We start from the raw sequence: 17,652 nt of genomic DNA, 5'->3' as shown, positions 1-17,652 counted from the left end.
GATCCCTCGGGGTAAAGCCGATCTGGTTCGTTCCTCGAACGCGCCGCTGAACGCGTCCCGAGGGTCTAAGACCGCCGAAATCGGATTATCATCCATGCCCACTTCCGATCGATCGGCGGTGTCGCGGCGACGGCTGCTGACCGGCCTCGGCGGCGGAGTCGCGGTCTCCGTCGCCGGCTGTCTCGGCGGCGACGCGGGCGAGGAGATCACCCCCGTCTCGCTCGACGGCGAGCGCGCCTGCGACCAGTGCGGGATGATAATCGAGGACCACCCCGGGCCGGTCGGGCAGATCCACTTCGCGGACGACGAGCCGGAGGGCGGGCGTCCCGGCCAGTTCTGTAGTAGCACTTGCACGTACACGTACCTGTTCGACGCCGAAGACGAGGGCCGAGACCCGCTCGCGACGTTCCTCACCGACTACTCGCGCGTCGACTACGAGACGTTCACCGAGGGCGACGACACCATGTTCTCCTCGCACGTCGAGCGCGAGGCGTTCGCGCGGATCACGGCCCTCACCGTCGTCGCGCGCAGCGAGGTCGTCGGGGCCATGGGGCCGGAACTGATCCCGTTCAGCGACGGCGACGACGTCGACGCGTTCGTCGACGAGTACGGCGGCGAAGCGATGGCCGCCGAGGACATCGAACGGTCGACGCTGGAAGCGTTATAAATAGGCGATCTCGGTGGCCTCGTCGCGAGGTGAACTACCCGGAAAGGGTGACCAGCGACGCGCCGAGCACCACGACGATCGCGGCCGCGATCAGCGGCCACGTGATTCGCTCAAGCTGGTTCGGAAGGAACACGATCGACAGCGCAATGACGATCAGCGGCGCCGTGTGCGTGATCGGAACGACGATCACCACCGGAGCAGATGCGAGCGCCCCGAAATACGTGAGTAGCCCGATCGTACTCGCTACCCCCGCTCCGACGTACCACCGCGCGTGCGGGTTCCGGGCGAGTGTCGGAAACGCGTTTCCGCGGAGGCTGCGGTACCCGGTGTAGCTGCCGAACGCCGTCGTCATCATCACCGCGAGCCCCACCAGAATCGGCGTGCCAGAGTCAAGGCCGATCCGTACGAGTATCGGTTCCACCCCGATGAATACCGCGGCGGCCACCGGGAACAGCAGCGATACCCCCACGCTCCGCAGCGAGGCGGTAGCCCGATCACCGGCGGCGGTCACCCACGAGATGACGGCGACCCCGCCGACGATAAGCGCGATCCCCACGAGGTGCGGGACGGTGAGCGACTCGTCGAACAACAACACGGCCGTCCCGGCAGCGACCAGCGTCGAGGCCGAAACGATCGGCGTCGTTCGACTCGCGCCGATCGTCCGTATCCCGGCGAACAGACAGATGCGTCCGAGGACGAGGCCGACGATCCCCGCTGCGGCGAACGATCCGAGGGCGGCTCGCGAAAGTCCGTAGTCCGGGTAGTGGCGAACGACGGCCAACGGAACGACGAGCGCGAAGTTGACCGCCATCACGACGACGACGGCGTCGCTGGTGTCGCCGCCGTCGGTGGCTACCCGAATCAGGACGTTCTGGGCAGCCAGCAGCACGGCAGCAAGCACCGCCAGCGTGACTCCCGCGAAAAACGCGAGGTCCATCGTCACTGTCGAGTGCGGAGCGCGTCGAGCGCGTCACGCGTCTCGGCTACTCCTCGCGGTAGTCGATCCGGTAGAAACGCTGTTTCCCGACTCCCGATTGGCATACCGGGGCAACTGCGTGTGAGAACATAATACTTTGACGACATATGACACCATATAACATACGACACACCCCTCGTTCGCCTCGGTTCGATCCTCCACTTCAAAATTCTGCACTTCAATTCTGCCGCGACCGACGTTCGCCGGGGTCGTATCCGTCGCTTACTCCGCCGCGCCCCACTTCTCGACGCGCTTCGGGCGGTCCGAGACAGCCATCACGTCGAGGTCGTCGTCCGCGTGCTCGATCGCTTCGAGCGCGGCCGTCGCGGAGGCGTGCGTCGAGAAGTAGGTGATCTCCTCTTCGACGGCGACCTCCAGCAGTTCGCGCTGCCGGGAGACGATGAGGTCGATCTCGCCGCGCCGCGCGGCGTCGACGAGGTCCGTCGCCGTCGACAGCTCGAAGTGCTCGGCGTACCCCTCGACCAGCGCCTCGCCGGCCTCGGTGTCCGGGTCCGGGAACTCCTCGGCGGAGAGGTCGACGACGGCGGTGCCCGACTCGGGGATCGGCTTGCCGGTCGAGTCCTGCGCCTTGTCGTACGCCTTACCGAACGAGCGAGCCGTGCCCATCACTTCGCCGGTCGACTTCATCTCCGGGCCGAGCCGCGGGTCCGAGCCCGGCAGGCGGTCGAACGGGAGGACGACCTCCTTCACGCTGCAGTGTTCGGGGATCTGCTCGTCGACGTCGAGGTCCGCGAGCGTCAGACCGTCGGTCATCACCTTCGCGGCGAGCTTCGCGATCGGGACGCCCGTCGCCTTCGAGACGAACGGCACCGTCCGCGAGGAGCGCGGGTTCGCCTCCAGCACGTACACCTCGGTTTCGGCGTCGTCGTCGCCGGCGCCCGTCACCGCGAGCTGGACGTTGAGCAGGCCGACCGTATCGAGCGCGCGGGCGATGTTCTCGGTGACCTCGCGTACCCGCGCCATTGTGTCGTCGTCGAGCGAGCGCGGCGGGATCATGCAGGCGGAGTCGCCCGAGTGGACGCCCGCGCTCTCGACGTGCTCCATCACGCCGCCGAGCAGCACGTCCTCGCCGTCCGACACGGCGTCGACGTCCAGTTCGATCGCGTTGTCGAGGAACTGGTCGATCAGGATCGGCTTGTCCGGCGAGACGCGGACCGCCTCCTCGATGTAGTGTTCCAGTTCCGCGTCGTCCTCGACGACGCGCATCGCGCGTCCGCCGAGCACGTAGGAGGGGCGGACGAGGACCGGGTAGCCGATCTGGTGGGCCAGATCGAGCGCCTCGGTCTCGCTGGTCGCGGTGCCGCCCGAGGGCTGCGCGACGCCCATCTCGTCCATGAGGACGTTGAAGCGGTCGCGGTCCTCGGCGAGGTCCATCGCCTCGACGCTGGTGCCCAGTATCTCGCAGTCGAGCCCGCGGCGCTCGATCTCCGCTTCGAGCGGTTCGCCGATGTTGACGGAGGTCTGACCGCCGAACTGGACCATCACGCCGTCCGCGCCGGTCGCCTCGGCCACGTCGGCGACCTCCTCGGCCGTGATCGGGTCGAAGAAGAGCCCGTCGGAGGTGTCGTAGTCCGTCGAGACCGTCTCCGGGTTGTTGTTGACGACGTGCGCCTCGATGCCCAGTTCGCGGAGCGCCTGGATCGCGTGGACCGAGCAGTAGTCGAACTCGACGCCCTGCCCGATCCGGATCGGACCGCCGCCGACGACGACCACGCTGTCGACGCTCTTGTCGACGACCAGTTCGCCGGCCGCGGCGTCGCCTTTCAGCGGGCCGCGCTCGAACTCCGACTGGCGGGCGGAGTAGTAGTACGGGGTCTGCGCGGCGAACTCGCCGGCGCAGGTGTCGACCTGCTTGTACGTCCGGCCGGGCACGTCCGCCTCCACGGCGTCGACGTCGGTCCCGCCGCCGGCGATCGCCGCGATCTGGGCGTTGGTGTGACCCGAGGTGGCCGCCGGGGCGAACTCCCCGTTCTGTGCCGCCTGCGCGGTGTCGCTGACGCGTTTGAACCGTTCGAGGTACCACGGCTCGATGCCCGTGAGCGACTCGATGTCGTCGACGGTGTAGCCGCGGTCGAACGCCTCGAAGATCGCGTACGGGCGGTCCGGGGTGGGGCGTTCGAGGTACTCGGCTTCGAGGGTCTCGTCGTCGACGTCGACCCAGTCGACCGCCGGGTCGTACTCGGAGGAGCGCAGCGACTTCAGCAGGCTCTCCTCGAAGTTCCGGCCGATCGCCATCGCCTCGCCGGTCGATTTCATCGCCGTGCCGAGTTCGAAGTCCACGTCGTCGAACTTGTCGATGGGCCAGCGCGGCACCTTCGTCACCACGTAGTCGATGGCGGGCTCGAAGGCGGCGGTCGTCTCGCCGGTGATCTCGTTGTCGATCTCGTGGAGGCGCTTGCCGAGCGCGACCTTGGCCGTGACGCGGGCGATCGGGTAGCCCGTCGCCTTCGACGCGAGCGCTGAGGAGCGCGAGACGCGCGGGTTCACTTCCACCACGCGGTACTCCCCGCCGGGGGTGCCGTCGTCGCGCCACGCGAACTGGATGTTACAGCCGCCCTGGATACCCAGGTCCCGGATGACCTTGAGCGCGGCGTCGCGCATGTCCTGGTGGCCGTCGTCGGGGATGACCTGCGAGGGGGTGACGACCGTCGACTCGCCGGTGTGGATCCCCATCGGGTCGATGTTCTCCATGTTGCAGATGATGATACAGGAGTCGTCGGCGTCCCGCATCACCTCGTACTCCAGTTCGACCCAGCCCGCGATGGACTCCGTGATCAGGACCTCGCTGTTCCGCGAGAGGCGGAGCCCCTTGCGGACGCGCTCGACGAGCTCTTCGAAGTCGTCGACGACCCCGGAGCCGGAGCCGCCGAGGGTGTACGTCGTCCGGGCGATGACGGGGAGTCCGCCGACATCGTCGACGGCGTCCTGGACGCGCTCGCGGAGCGCCCCCTCGTCGAAGTCGGTGACCGATTCGCCCTCGGACAGGGCGATGGTCGTCGACTTCGGCACCGGCTGGTCGATGTTCTCCATGCGCTGGCGGAACAGGTCGCGGTCCTCCGTCGCGTAGATGGTGTCGAGCGGCGTTCCCATCACTTCGACGTCGTGCTCCTCCAGAATGCCCTCCTCGGCGAGTTCGGCGGTGACGTTGAGGCCCGTCTGTCCCCCGAGTCCCGCGATGACGCCGTCGGGCTCCTCGATCCGGATGACCTCCGCGATGGCCTCCGGCGTGATCGGCTCGATGTACACCCGGTCCGCGGTCTCCGGGTCGGTCATGATCGTCGCCGGGTTCGAGTTCACCAGCACGACGCGGGCGCCCTCCTCCTGGAGCGCGCGACACGCCTGTGCGCCGGAGTAGTCGAACTCGGCCGCCTGTCCGATCTGGATCGGTCCGCTACCGATGAGTAGAATGGTCCGGTCCTCGCTCATTATCGCGACGGAGTACGTTCATCGTAATAAGGTCGGCGATAGAATACGAATCTCGCAGCGAGTTTGCGATTTTCGCAAGGTATGTCGGAACGTACCGCACGAGACGGGACAGCCGGTGGTCAGCGACGAGCGGGTCGCGCACGAAAACACGCGGAGGGGGCTCAAATCGCGGTGCCGGCCGCGCGGATCGCGGCGTCGACTGGCGACCGTCAGGCGTACGGGTCCTCGGCAGAGAGGTCGCGCTCGGCGCGGTACTGCTCGACGAACTCGCGCACGTCGAACTGCATCATCTCCTCTTCGAACGCCGAGAGCGCCTCGTCGTCGTCAGCGTGGCTCACGGCGTGTTCCATGAGTTCGACGACGAGTTCGACGACGATCTCGTGGAGGCGTCGGGAGTCGAAGTCGGCCACCCACGCCATCGCGTAGCCCACGTCGGCGTCGTCGCTGGCGTCGTGGGCGACGACGGCCTCCGGGAACTCCTCTAACACGACGCCGAGGAGGTGCGGCGTGTCGAACTCGGGCATTTCCTCGCTGGTCGTCTCGATCGCCTCGCGGAGCACCTCGACGAGGAACTCGGGGAGGAACCGCTCCGGGGGGTGGACGTCCATCACGACCGCGTGCGTCTCCCCGCAGGCGCACTCGAACTCGCGCATCCCGAGGTCCAGATCGCCGGGTCCGATCGTCTCTCCGCAGGGCAACTCCAGCGTGTTCTCGTCGCCGCCGGGGACGCGCGGCTGGGACATACCCGTCGTTGGCCGCTGTCGGGGTTAAAAGACGCGGAACGCGACCGCTGCCGGGCCCGCGGGCGCCGCCGACGCTACTCGTAATCCTGGTACCCGCTCTCGTCGTCTTCGTCCGCCTCGTCACCGTCCGCGTCGCCGTCGCCGCCGTCAGCTTCGTCCGCGTCTGCCCTGTCGTCCGCGTCCGCCTCATCGTCCACGTCTTCGCCATCCTCGCCGTCGTCGCCATCTCCGCCGTGAACCGCCACCTCGGCTTCGACTTCGATCTCGACGCCGCTCGCCTGGTACGTCGCCTCGATGAGTTCGGCGTCGTCGCGCTCGATCTCTAGTTCGTCGGTGTCGACCTCGATCTCGACCTCCACGTCGACTGTGACATCTTCTGGCATAGTCACTGTCGACTACGGAGAGAACGGTGAAAAAACGTCGCCGAGAGCCGATCGACAGCCGGCCGCGAGATCGGTGCGAGATCGAGATGGGATCGGTGCGAGATCAGGATGAGATCGAGTGGATTCCTACTGGAATCCGATCCGGCCGCCCGTGTCGCGGAGCGGCTGGCCGCTCCCGCCCTTGAACTGCTGTTCGATCTCCTCGTAGTACGCGAGGATGTCCTCGTTGATCGTGGGGCGCACGGACTCCAGCGCGGCCCGGAAGTGCTTCATCTCGACCTCCTCGGCGTCGTCGTCGTCACGCAGCGCCTCGATCGCGGCCTCGCGGGCGATCCCCTCGAGGTCGGAGCCGACGTAGCCGTCGGTGATCTCGGCGATCTCTCGGAGGCTCACGTCGGGGGCGAGCGGCGTGTTCTCGGTGTGGATGTCGAGGATCTGCTCGCGTCCCTCCTGGTTCGGCTGGCCGATCATCACGAGCCGGTCGAACCGGCCGGAGCGGAGCAGCGCCGGGTCGATCATGTCCGGGCGGTTGGTGGCGCCGATCACCATCACGTCGCCCATCTCTTCGAGCCCGTCGAGCTCCGTCAGGAGCTGATTGACGACGCGCTCAGAGACGTTGTTCCCCATCTCCTGCCCGCGAGAGGGCGCGAGGCTGTCGAGCTCGTCGAAGAAGATGATCGTCGGGCTCACCTGTCGCGCCTTGCGGAACGTCTGGCGGATCGCCTTTTCGGACTCGCCGACCCACTTCGAGAGCAGCTGCGGTCCCCGCACCGAGATGAAGTTCGCGTTCGTCTCGTTGGCGACCGCCTTCGCCATCAGCGTCTTCCCGGTGCCGGGCGGGCCGTACAGCAACACCCCCTTCGGGGCGTCGACGCCCATCCGGTCGAACTTCTCCGGGGAGGTGAGCGGCCACTCGACCGACTCCTGGACCTGCTGTTTGGCCTCCGCGAGCCCGCCGACGTCGTCCCACGATATCTTCGGCAGCTCGACGAGCACCTCGCGCATCGCCGACGGTTCGACCTCGGTGAGCGCGCCGGAGAAGTCGTCGCGCTTGACGATCATCCGGTCGATCAGGCTCGGCGGCACTTCCTCCTCGTCGAGGTCGATCTCGGGGAGGTACCGGCGCAGCGCCTTCATCGCCGCCTCCTTGGTGAGGCTCTCGATGTCGGCGCCGACGAAGCCGTGGGTCTCGTCCGCGAGGTGATCGAGGCTCACGTCGTCCGAAAGCGGCATCCCGCGGGTGTGGATCTGGAGGATCTCCTTGCGCCCCACCTCGTCGGGGACGCCGATCTCGATCTCGCGGTCGAACCGGCCGGGTCGGCGGAGCGCGGGGTCGACGCTGTCGACGCGGTTCGTCGCCCCGATGACGATCACCTGTCCGCGGGTTTCGAGCCCGTCCATCATCGTCAGCAGCTGGGCGACGACGCGCCGCTCGACCTCGCCGGTGACGTCCTCGCGTTTGGGCGCGATCGAGTCGAGCTCGTCGATGAAGATGATGCTGGGACTCTCCTCTTTGGCGTCCTCGAAGATCTCCCGGAGCTGCTGTTCGGACTCGCCGTAGTACTTCGAGATGATCTCCGGGCCGGCGATCGAGAAGAACGACGCGCTCGTCTCGTTGGCGACGGCCTTCGCTAAGAGGGTCTTCCCGGTACCCGGCGGCCCGTGCAGCAGGACGCCCTGCGGCGGCTCGATCCCGAGCTTCGAGAAGATCTGCGGGTGCTTCATCGGGAGCTCGACCATCTCCCGGACGCGCTGGATCTCCGACTGGAGCCCGCCGATGTCCTCGTAGGTGATCCCGCCGCCGGTCTTCTCGAACCCGGAGATCGGCTCCTCGCGGAGTTCGACCTCGGTGTCCTCGGTGATGAGACAGACGCCGTCGGGCTCCGTCTCGACCGCGATCAGCGGGATCGCCTGTCCGGGCGAGCGCATGAACGGGTGGTTCGTCGAGCTCATGACGGGGACGATGTCGCGCTCGACCACCGGCCGCTTGAGGATCTGGCGTTTCACCATGCCGGCCGCGTCGGAGCCGAACTGGACCGACGCCTCCTCGGGCGGGGCCAAGACGAGCTTCTCCGCCTTCTCGGCCTCCGCCTTCCGGATGGTGACGCGCTCACCGATGCCCACGTCGGCGTTCTGACGGGTGAACCCGTCCACGCGGACCGTGTCCGTGTTCCAGTCCTGCCGGTCGGCCCGCCAGACCTTCGCGGCGGTCGTCTCCGCGCCCTCGATCTCGATGATGTCGCCGGGCGAGAGCTTGAGGTGCAACAGCGTGTCGGGGTCGAGTCGGGCGATGCCGCGCCCCGAGTCGTTCGGGTACGCCTTCGCCACTTCGAGTTGAACTTCGTTCATGATTCCTCGCGGGGGTTGTCCGTAACTGCACCCGGTTGGGGAATAAGCCTGTTGCCCCTGCCGACGCTACCACGTATGCCGGCGACCCCTCCGTCATCATAGGTCTGTGTCATCATGTAACATGGTACGAAGTGCTGGGTTAAAACCTCGTCGTAAGCGTGCGTTTTCGCCGTCGGTCCGATCGGGCCGGTGCTGCCGGTTCCCGCCCCTATAGTCGGCGTTCGACGTCTTGCGGTCGACGTTCGGCATCGGCATTCGGCATCGGCGTTCGACATTTATGTTTGGCGCGCGCGAAGCCACGACACATGTCCGACTCGCTCTCCGACCCGATGCGGTCGCTCGTCGATCGGCTCGCGTTCCTCGTCGCGGGTGCGCTTCTCGGACTCGGGTTGTACGCCCTCGATATCGGCGGGCTCGTGGCGGTTCCCTTCGCGGTGATCGGACTGCTCGTCTTCGGCGAACTGTACCTGTTTGCCGCCGGCGACGACTGACGGATGGCACTCGACACGACGCTCGGCGCGCTGCTTCTCGCCGTGGGGCCGTCGCTCCTCGTCGTCGCGTACTTCCTCGAAGGGCTGTTGGTCGGGAAGCTCCTCCACCCGTCGATCCTGTTTCTCCTCTACGTCTTCGCCTGGGAGCCGACGTTCGCGGTGACGGCGCTCGTCGCCGCGTGCTGTCTCGTTTCGGTCACCGCCGGCCAGTTCGTCCTGTATCAGGGGTTCGACGACGCCGGCGAGCACGGCCGGCTGTACCGGGCGATTCCGCGCCTCGATCGCCTCCCGTCCGCGGTGCGAGGGCGGATCGGCGATCGGCGGATGGCCATTATCAACCGACAGTTCGATCGGTTCGGCGGTCACGCGATCTGGATGAGTAACGCCACGCCCGGATTCCGAGGGTTGATGACGATCGTCGCCGCGTTGAACGGATATCCGCGGTCGCGGTTCGTCGCGCTCTCCGCCGTCGGTAACGCGATATACATGTGTCTGCTCGTCGCGGTCGCCACCGGTGCGCTGGAGGTCGTGCACTTCCTGCCGTGGGACCTAGGCCCGGACTCGTTCCCGTGAGCCGCACCCGTCGTTCGGACTCGTTCGATCCGGAGGTATTTGTTCGGCAATCGCCTCGGATACCCCATGCGAACGCTCGTCTTCGACGGTCGGACCGGCGCCGCCGGCGACATGATCTGCGCCGCGCTGATCGCGGCCGGGGCCGACCCCGACGTCCTCGAGCCCGTCACGGCCTGTCTACCGGTCCGGTACGAAATCGGTGAGACGGAGAAGAACGGCATCCGGTCGACGACGGTCGACGTGCTCCTCGACGAGAGCGAGGTTGTCGACGGCGACGGTGACGGCGACGCCGACAACGCCGACAACGCCGATAACGCCGTCGACAGCGACGACGGAGACGGCGGTGTATCGACCGAAAGTGGGCACGACCACGGCCACACCCACGACCACGGCCACACCCACGACCACGGCCACACCCACGACCACGGCCACACCCACGACCACGGCCACACCCACGACCACACCCACGGCCACACCCACGACCACGACCACACCCACGACCACACCCACGGCCACACCCACGACCACGACCACACCCACGAGCACGCCGAAGGTGCCGGCGTCCACCGCAGCTACCCCGAAGTCGTCGCCCTCGTCGAGTCGATGGGGCTTCCCGAGACCGTCGAGACCGTCGCGCTCGACGCCTTCGAGCGCTTGGGTCGCGCCGAGGCGTCGGTCCACGGCACCGACCTCGACGCGACGCACTTCCACGAGGTCGGCGCCGACGACGCGATCGCTGACGTGGTCGGCGCGGCGCTACTCCTCGACGACCTCGACGTCGACCGCGTCGTGACGACTCCCGTCGCCGGTGGCGGCGGCGACGTGGAAATGAGCCACGGCGTCTACCCGGTCCCCGCCCCGGCGACGACGGAGATCGTGGCGGGCGCCGACTTCGCGCTCACGGGCGGGCCGATAGACCGGGAGCTGTTGACGCCGACCGGCGCGGCGATCCTCGCCGCGGTCGCCGAGGGCGTCGACTCGATCCCGCCGCTCGACGTCGACACCGCCGGCTACGGCGCCGGCGACGCGACCTTCGAACGCCACCCGAACGTCCTCCGCGTGCTGGTCGGCGACGGCGGAAGCGAGGGTGACGGCGGAAGCGAGGACGCCGACGCTCGAGACGGCGACGCACACGCTCGCGGCGGCCGCGGCGGCCACGGCGGTCTCGTCCACGACGACGTCGCCGTCCTCGAAACGAACCTCGACGACGCCGCCCCCGAGGTGCTCGGCGGGCTCCAAGAGACGCTCGCGCGCGCCGGCGCCCGCGACGTGACGATCATTCCGACTACGATGAAGAAGTCCCGTCCGGGACACCTCGTGACGGTGATCTGCAAGCCGGCCGACGCCGAGGCGGTCGCCGAGCGGCTCGCCCGCGAGACGGGCACCCTCGGCGTGCGGCAGACGGGCGCGAGCCACCGGTGGATCGCCGAACGCGACTTCGAAACGGCGACACTCACCATCGACGGCGAGGCCCACGAGGTGTCGGTGAAGGTCGCGTCCACGGCCGACGGCGACGTGTACGACGTGAGCGCGGAGTACGAAGACGCGGCCGCGGTTGCCGAAGCGACCGACGCCCCGATCCGAGACGTGCTGCGGCGGGCGGAAGCGCAGGTGCACGACGGACTCGACGCCCTCGACGAATAGCGGTCGTCGTCGGCTATCAACGACGGACCGACGGCGAAATAGGCCGTGGATCGGCGGCCAGACGGACGCAGGGCGGCGGTTCCGTCGACGTCGAGACGACAGGCCTATGACGACCGCCCGACCAGGTGCACGTAACCCGAAACTCCGTCATGATCGAGCGAATCCACACGTCGGACGTCGAACCGGACGCGGACGAGGTCGCCATCGCCGGCCACGTCCACGAGATCCGCGATCTGGGAGGCCTCGTCTTCCTCATCGTGCGCGACCGCGAGGGGCTCATCCAGATCGTATTTAAAGAGGAGCGCGAGCCCGACCTGTTCGAGGCCGTCCAGGACGTCGGCGCCGAAGACGTCGTCCGCGTCGTCGGCAAGCCCTTGGAGAGCGATCAGGCACCTGGTGGCGTTGAGCTCGCGCCAACGGAGTACGAGGTCATCGACGAGGCCGACTCCCCGCTCCCGCTGGAGATCTCGAAGGACATCGAGGTCGACCTCTCGACGCGGCTCGACAACCGCGCGCTCGACCTCCGGAAGCCGGAGACGCTCGCCGTGTTCACGCTGCGCTCGAAGCTGATGACGGCGATGGAGGAGTGGTTCGACGACGAGGGATTCGTCGACATCAAGACGCCGCGCATCTCGAAGGGCGGCGCGGAGGGCGGCGCGGAGCTGTTCCCCATCCTCTACTACAACCAGGACGCGTTCCTCTCGCAGAGCCCGCAGCTGTACAAACAGATACTGATGGCCTCCGGCTACGAGGCCGTCTACGAGAACGGCACCGCGTTCCGCGCGGAGAACTTCGCGACCTCTCGACACGTCTCCGAGATCGCGATGTTCGACGTCGAACTCGCGTACATCGAGGACCACGACGACGTGATGGACGTCCAAGAGAAGTCGCTGCGCTACGCGCTCCGGGCGGCCGCCGAGAACGCCGAGCGCGAACTCGACCTCCTCGACGTCGACCTGCAGGTCCCCGAGGAGGACTTCCCGCGGATCACCTTCGACGAGGCGCTCGACATCTTGGAGACCGAGTACGGTCACTTCCCGGACGACCCCACCGACCTCGACACGAAAGGTGAGAAGCTGCTGGGCGAGCACTTCGAGGAGCAGGGTCACCCCGCGTTCTTCGTCGTCGGCTACCCCGACGAGAAGTTCTACTACATGCAGGACGTCGAGGGCGACGACATCGCCTCGCGGAAGTTCGACCTTATTTATAAGGGACAGGAGCTCTCGTCGGGCGGCCAGCGCGAGCACGACGTCGACCGCATGATCGAGGTCATGGAGGAGGAAGGCGTCGAGCAGGCGAACTTCGAGTTCTACATCGAGGCGCTCAGCTTCGGCACGCCGCCCCACGGCGGCTACGGGCTCGGGATCGACCGGCTGGTCCAGAAGGTCGCCGACCTCGACAACATCAAAGAGGCGATCATGTTCCCGCGCGACCCGAACCGGCTGGAACCCTAGGGCGCACCCCGCGATTCGGATCACCGATCCAGATCACGGATCACCGATTCGACCGCCGGTCTGACCGTCGATTCGACCACCGATTCGACCACCGATTCGATCGCCGGTCCGACTGCCGGTCCGTCTCGCTTGACTGCCCGCGCGACGTGGCCCGTCAGATTTCTTCGGACGCCATTTATAAACAGCCGCCGGCTCGGGCGATATCGGCTGAACCTCACGCACGCAGCGGCTTCAGCCGGATTAAACCGGGTCAAAGTCGGCTTAACGGTTTGCAGTATTAATACGGGTGGCGCCCCGAGGTCCGGTCGTCATGAACGCTATCCGAACGACATTGACCGCGGCGCTCGCCGCGGTGGTACTGATCGGGCTCGGTGGGGCCGCCGGCGCCGTGGCGGCGACCCCCGGACCGGACGACGCCGCGGGCGACGCGGGCCCGCCGAGCGACCTGCCGGATCAGGTGCCGGACTTCGTCGGCGACCTGCTCGACGCGATCGCCGACGGCGTCCCTGACGGCGTCGACGGGCTCGGCGAGACGGTGAGCGACATCGCCGGTAACGGGACCGACGGCGCCGCGGGCGACGCGGAGACTGAGAGCGACGAGACGGCCGACGAGGGAGGTGCCTGACGTGTCGGACGACGTGTCCGGTGACGCGTCCGATGACGCGACCGAGGCGGGGTCTGCAGTCGGCACGCTCGACCGGCGGACCTACCTGCAAGCGACCGGCGCCGCCGCGCTCGGTGCGGCCGGGATCGCCGGCTGCGTCGGACGAGCGACCGGGACGCTCGCGACCAGCGTGACCGACCAACCCGCCGACATCGCCGACTTCGAGTCGCTCGTCGTCACGGTCGAGGGGATCTGGCTCGGTCCCGAAGGCGCCGAGAGCGGCGCCGACGGCGAGCAGTCTGGGGACAACGAGACTGCGGACACCAACGAGACCGCCGCCGGCAGCGAGACCGCCGCCGGCAACGAGACCGCTGACGGCGAATCCGACGAGGACGCTGGCGACGACGAGGACGATGAGGGTGATGACGAAGAAGGTGATGACGAGGTGGGTGACGACGACGAGAGCGAACCCGCCGGCCGCGAGTACTTCGAGTTCGACGAGCCGCAGGAGGCGGACCTCGTCCAGTTACAGAACGGCGAGACGCAGCTGATCGACGAGCGAGAGCTATCGGTCGGCACGTATCGGTTCCTCCAGTTGGACGTCTCGAACGCCGACGGCACGCTCGTCGAGGGCGGCGACGCGACCGTCGATCTCCCGGGGAACGCCCCGCTCACGTTCAACGAGGCGTTCGACATCCGCGAGAACACGCGGACGAGCTTCACCGCCGACTTCGCGCCGGTCCGCCGCGGGAACGGCTCGTACCTCCTCCGACCCGTCCCGAGCGGTATCGAAGTCAACTACGAGGAAGACGGCGACGGCAGCGAGACGGACAGCGACGGCAACGAAACCGATAGCGACGGCAACGAGACGGACAGCGACGACTCGTAGGTGAGTCGGGTCGTCTCGACGACCGACGCGGCGTGACACCTTCGGTCCCTCGTTGAAGTGGTGGGCGGCAGACCGACGCGCACGTACCGGTCTGCCGGTCGCCGCTTCGGGGTTAGGGCTGGGAGCGGTCCCGGGAGTTGGGGACCGGAGGGGAATGCACGCTTGCGACCGGTTCCCAATCAGGGGCACACGAACAGAGGCACACGGACAGAGGCACACGCTTCGACCGTCCCGACGCAGCACGCTGCACCCGGGCGGCCGGTTCGTCCGTCCCGGGATCGGACGGTCAGGCGGCCGATCCGGATTGCTCTCCGAGGAACGTCCGATACAGTGGCCCGGAGAGCAGCAGCGCCCCGATCCCGGCCATCGCGACGATAGCGACGGGATCGACGGCGGACAGTCCGCCGGCCGCGAGCCGATCGAGCGAGACGCCGACCGCGATACCGACGATCACCCACGGGAGCTCTCCGACCGCCGTGCCGAGCAGGAACGGCCGAGTTCGAACGTCGGCGACGCCGGCGCCGACCGAAACCGCGTCGGACGGGATCGGGAACAGCCGCATCGCCGCGACGGCGCGCACGCCGCCGGTCGCGGTCGCGAACCGCTCGCCGGCGTCGAATAGGCGGTCGGCCGCCGGGAGCGCCGCCCGCGCCTGCGACCGCCCCGCGCGGGCGAGTCGATACGCCGGCAGCGCCGTCAGCGTGAGCAGCGCGACCCCGAGCGGGAGCCCGGTCCAGCCGTAGCCGTAGCCGACCGCGACCGCGAGCAGCGTGTTCGGCCACGCGAGGAAGGGTCTGATCACCGCGAGCGCGATCAGCGCGGCGCCGAACCGAACGGGATGTGCGGCGAGCCACTCCAGCGGGCCGAAGACGAACGACGGCGAAACGAGCAGCGCGACCGCCGCGACCGCCGCGACTCCCACGCCGGCGACGACGTACCCGCCGACGAGCGATCGACGATTCACGGCGTGGGCTCCGCGTCCGAGTACTAAACGCTTTGTGGACCGTTCGGTCCGGGCTACGAGAGCTTTTCGAGGGCCTCGAAGAAGTTCGCCGGGGGGCCGGCGATGCGCATCGGTGGCGTCGTCCGTCGCACGGTCACCTCGATCGGGGTGTCGAGGGTCGTCGCGTTCCGGCCGTCGCTGACGACGACGGCGCCGTCGGCGCTCTCGACAGCCACGGTGACGGTCGCGTCGAGCCCGACGACGAGCGGGGGCATCCCCTCGACGGCGGCCATCTCGTTGACGACCAGGCCGCTCACGTCCGGGTGGACGAGCGGGCCGCGCTCGGAGAGGTTGTACGCGGTTGAGCCGGTCGGCGTCGCCACGAGGACGCCGTCGGCGTGACCGCCGGAGTAGCGGACGCCGTCGACGCGGATCGCGTACTCGATGCCGGCCCCCGGGCCGCGGCGACCGCCTTGGACCACGATTTCGTTCGCCGCCGGCACCGACGTCCAGGTACCGGCCTCGGCGGTGAGCCGCGACGCCTCTCGGACGTTCATCGCGTCGCGGTCGAACGCCTCAATTTCGGCGAGTACGGCCTCCTCGGCGCGTTCTGGGGGGACCGCGTTGAGAAACCCGACCTCGCCGAGGTTGATCCCGATGATCGGCGTGTCGCCCGCGTTACGCGCGACGAAGAGGAACGTGCCGTCGCCGCCGACCGCGACGGCGAGATCGCTGTCGCTGAGCGCGTTCACGGGGCGTCCGCTCTCCGGCTCGTCGAGCGCTGCGGCGGTCACCGCGTCGATCCAGACGGCTTCCCCGGTCGCGACGACCGCGTCCCGGAGGGCCGACGCGACGGCGGCCGCGCGCTCGCTCCCCTTCCGCGCCACGATGCCTACCTCCATGCGCCACCAATCCCGGTCCCCGAACAAAAGGATGCGGACATCGCGGCCACCGTCCGGATTTCGCCCCGATCCGTCGAATAGCCGACTGAGGCCCTCGGGTCGTCTGCCCGAGGATCCCGATCGACCTCCGGAAAGTTTCAAGCCGCCCGCCCGCATTGCTCGGGGTATGTCGACCCCCCACGGCCGGCTGGAACGATGAGCGAGGAGGACGACTGGTTGGAGCGCGCCCTCCGTGAGGGCGACGAGGAGACGGACGCGGGTGACGGGGAGAGCGATCGTGCGGCTGACGTCGAGGATGCGACCGCCGAGGACGATCGCAACGAGGTCGCTGACGTCGAGACCGAACGCGAAGCGATCACCGACGCCGACGCAGATTCCGCGGACCCGTTCGGCGGCGTGAGACACGAAGACGATCGCACCGGTTGGGAGGGCGACGGTCTCGAAGGCGCCGACTTTGGAGACATCGACGATTTCGAGGACGGCGATTTCGAGAACGATTTCCCCGGAAGCGACGCCTTCGGCGGAGGGTCGTTCGGCGACGACGACCCGTTTAGCGGGGGCTCCGCCGGCGACGACGACCCGTTTGGCGGCTCGCCCGACGACTCGGGGGACCCTTTCGGCGGGTACCGCGGCACGTCGCCGGCGCCCGACGACGAGTTCGGATTCGGCGATTTCGGCGGTAACAGTGGGGGCAGCGGAGGCGGAGGCGGAGGCGGCAGCGGAGGCGGCGCGACCGAGTACGACGTCGACCCGGACGAGATCGACTCCGCGATCGACCGAACCGATATCGGGATCGAGGGGCTCGACGAGATGATCCGCGGCGGGGTTCCGCGGCGATCGCTGCTGTCCGTCATCGGCGGCGCCGGGACCGGGAAGACGACGTTTGCGCTCCAGTTTCTCAACGAAGCGCTCGACGCGGGCCGGAAGGGCGTGTACATCACGCTCGAACAGACCCGAGAATCCATCCTCTCGACGGCCGAGGAGAAAGGGTGGTCGTTCCGCGAGCACGTCGAGGCGGACCGGCTCGCGGTCGTCGCCATCGACCCGATCGAGATGGCGAACTCGCTCGCGTCGATCCGGAACGACCTCACGCGGCTCATCGCGGAGTTCGACGCCGACCGGCTCGTCCTCGACTCCGTCTCGCTGCTGGAGATGATGTACGACCACCCGTCGAAGCGGCGCTCGGAGGTGTTCGGGTTCACCCGGTCGCTGAAGGAGGCCGGGGTGACCACCCTGCTCACGTCCGAGGCGAACGAGCGGAACCCGTACGCCTCTCGGCACGGGATCGTCGAGTACCTCACCGACGCGGTGTTCGTGCTCCAGTACATCCGGGGCTCCGACTTCCGCGAGACGCGGCTCGCCGTCGAGATCCAGAAGATCCGCGACGCGAACCACTCCCGCGAGACGAAGCCCTACGAGATCACCGACACGGGGATCTCCGTCTACGGGCAGGCGAACATCTTCTGACGCGGTCGCTCGCGGAGCCGACTCGACGGCGACGACGATCGAGACGCGAGCGGCAGCGACAACCATTTATAAATAGATCGTGCGGTCGGCGCGCTCCGGTGAGCGCCTTCTCAAGGCGCG

General features: G+C 68.1%; 15 protein-coding genes. 8 read left to right on the top strand and 7 right to left on the bottom strand.

Going from position 1 to position 17,652, the window contains the following annotated elements; genetic code table 11:
- Window positions 1–94 precede the first annotated feature (94 nt).
- On the top strand, window positions 95–667 hold the full coding sequence (locus C461_RS07020) for a nitrous oxide reductase accessory protein NosL (RefSeq protein ID WP_007999885.1): 573 nt from the start codon (window positions 95–97) through the stop codon (window positions 665–667).
- A 34-nt stretch (window positions 668–701) separates the two neighbouring features.
- Here the strand turns inward: C461_RS07020 and C461_RS07015 are convergent, their stop codons facing one another.
- The 5 genes from C461_RS07015 to C461_RS06995 all read right to left on the bottom strand — a co-directional run bounded on the left by C461_RS07015 (window position 702) and on the right by C461_RS06995 (window position 8,565).
- A complete protein-coding gene (locus C461_RS07015; protein ID WP_007999882.1) occupies window positions 702–1,604 on the bottom strand; it encodes a DMT family transporter in 903 nt (300 codons plus the stop codon).
- 261 nt (window positions 1,605–1,865) lie between these two features.
- Window positions 1,866–5,090 (bottom strand): carbamoyl-phosphate synthase large subunit, encoded by a 3,225-nt coding sequence (carB, locus tag C461_RS07010; protein WP_007999881.1) that lies wholly within the window; start codon window positions 5,088–5,090, stop codon window positions 1,866–1,868.
- A gap of 209 nt (window positions 5,091–5,299) precedes the next feature.
- Window positions 5,300–5,833, bottom strand: a complete 534-nt coding sequence (locus C461_RS07005) for a DUF5815 family protein (protein WP_007999879.1) — start codon at window positions 5,831–5,833, stop codon at window positions 5,300–5,302.
- A 74-nt stretch (window positions 5,834–5,907) separates the two neighbouring features.
- Complete coding sequence (locus C461_RS07000) at window positions 5,908–6,216, bottom strand: hypothetical protein (RefSeq protein WP_049906420.1); 309 nt, start codon at window positions 6,214–6,216, stop codon at window positions 5,908–5,910.
- A gap of 126 nt (window positions 6,217–6,342) precedes the next feature.
- On the bottom strand, window positions 6,343–8,565 hold the full coding sequence (locus tag C461_RS06995; protein WP_007999876.1) for a CDC48 family AAA ATPase: 2,223 nt from the start codon (window positions 8,563–8,565) through the stop codon (window positions 6,343–6,345).
- 305 nt (window positions 8,566–8,870) lie between these two features.
- On the opposite strand from C461_RS06995, the gene C461_RS06990 reads away from it, so the two are divergent.
- From C461_RS06990 to C461_RS06965, 6 genes are all read left to right on the top strand, one after another.
- On the top strand, window positions 8,871–9,056 hold the full coding sequence (locus tag C461_RS06990) for a hypothetical protein (protein ID WP_007999874.1): 186 nt from the start codon (window positions 8,871–8,873) through the stop codon (window positions 9,054–9,056).
- A gap of 3 nt (window positions 9,057–9,059) precedes the next feature.
- Window positions 9,060–9,629: a hypothetical protein gene (locus C461_RS06985; protein ID WP_007999873.1), complete on the top strand. Its 570-nt coding sequence runs from the start codon at window positions 9,060–9,062 to the stop codon at window positions 9,627–9,629.
- A gap of 66 nt (window positions 9,630–9,695) precedes the next feature.
- Complete coding sequence (gene larC, locus C461_RS06980; protein ID WP_007999872.1) at window positions 9,696–11,273, top strand: nickel pincer cofactor biosynthesis protein LarC; 1,578 nt, start codon at window positions 9,696–9,698, stop codon at window positions 11,271–11,273.
- 149 nt (window positions 11,274–11,422) lie between these two features.
- Window positions 11,423–12,727, top strand: a complete 1,305-nt coding sequence (gene aspS / locus C461_RS06975) for an aspartate--tRNA(Asn) ligase (protein WP_007999869.1) — start codon at window positions 11,423–11,425, stop codon at window positions 12,725–12,727.
- A gap of 310 nt (window positions 12,728–13,037) precedes the next feature.
- Window positions 13,038–13,352 (top strand): hypothetical protein, encoded by a 315-nt coding sequence (locus C461_RS06970; protein ID WP_049906419.1) that lies wholly within the window; start codon window positions 13,038–13,040, stop codon window positions 13,350–13,352.
- A gap of 13 nt (window positions 13,353–13,365) precedes the next feature.
- On the top strand, window positions 13,366–14,220 hold the full coding sequence (locus C461_RS06965; RefSeq protein ID WP_049906454.1) for a DUF4382 domain-containing protein: 855 nt from the start codon (window positions 13,366–13,368) through the stop codon (window positions 14,218–14,220).
- A 286-nt stretch (window positions 14,221–14,506) separates the two neighbouring features.
- On the opposite strand, the gene C461_RS06960 is transcribed toward C461_RS06965, so the two are convergent.
- Complete coding sequence (locus tag C461_RS06960; protein ID WP_007999864.1) at window positions 14,507–15,184, bottom strand: TVP38/TMEM64 family protein; 678 nt, start codon at window positions 15,182–15,184, stop codon at window positions 14,507–14,509.
- A 53-nt stretch (window positions 15,185–15,237) separates the two neighbouring features.
- Window positions 15,238–16,065: an NAD(+)/NADH kinase gene (locus C461_RS06955; RefSeq protein WP_007999863.1), complete on the bottom strand. Its 828-nt coding sequence runs from the start codon at window positions 16,063–16,065 to the stop codon at window positions 15,238–15,240.
- A gap of 195 nt (window positions 16,066–16,260) precedes the next feature.
- Here C461_RS06955 and C461_RS06950 point away from each other — a divergent pair, with 195 nt between their 5' ends.
- Window positions 16,261–17,532 (top strand): KaiC domain-containing protein, encoded by a 1,272-nt coding sequence (locus C461_RS06950; protein ID WP_007999861.1) that lies wholly within the window; start codon window positions 16,261–16,263, stop codon window positions 17,530–17,532.
- The last annotated feature ends 120 nt before the right edge of the window (window positions 17,533–17,652 follow it).

The sequence above is a fragment of the Halorubrum aidingense JCM 13560 genome, from assembly GCF_000336995.1.
Lineage (GTDB): Archaea > Halobacteriota > Halobacteria > Halobacteriales > Haloferacaceae > Halorubrum > Halorubrum aidingense.
The sequence above is the reverse complement of the archived record's forward strand: the minus strand, read 5'-3'. Positions and strand labels throughout refer to the sequence as shown.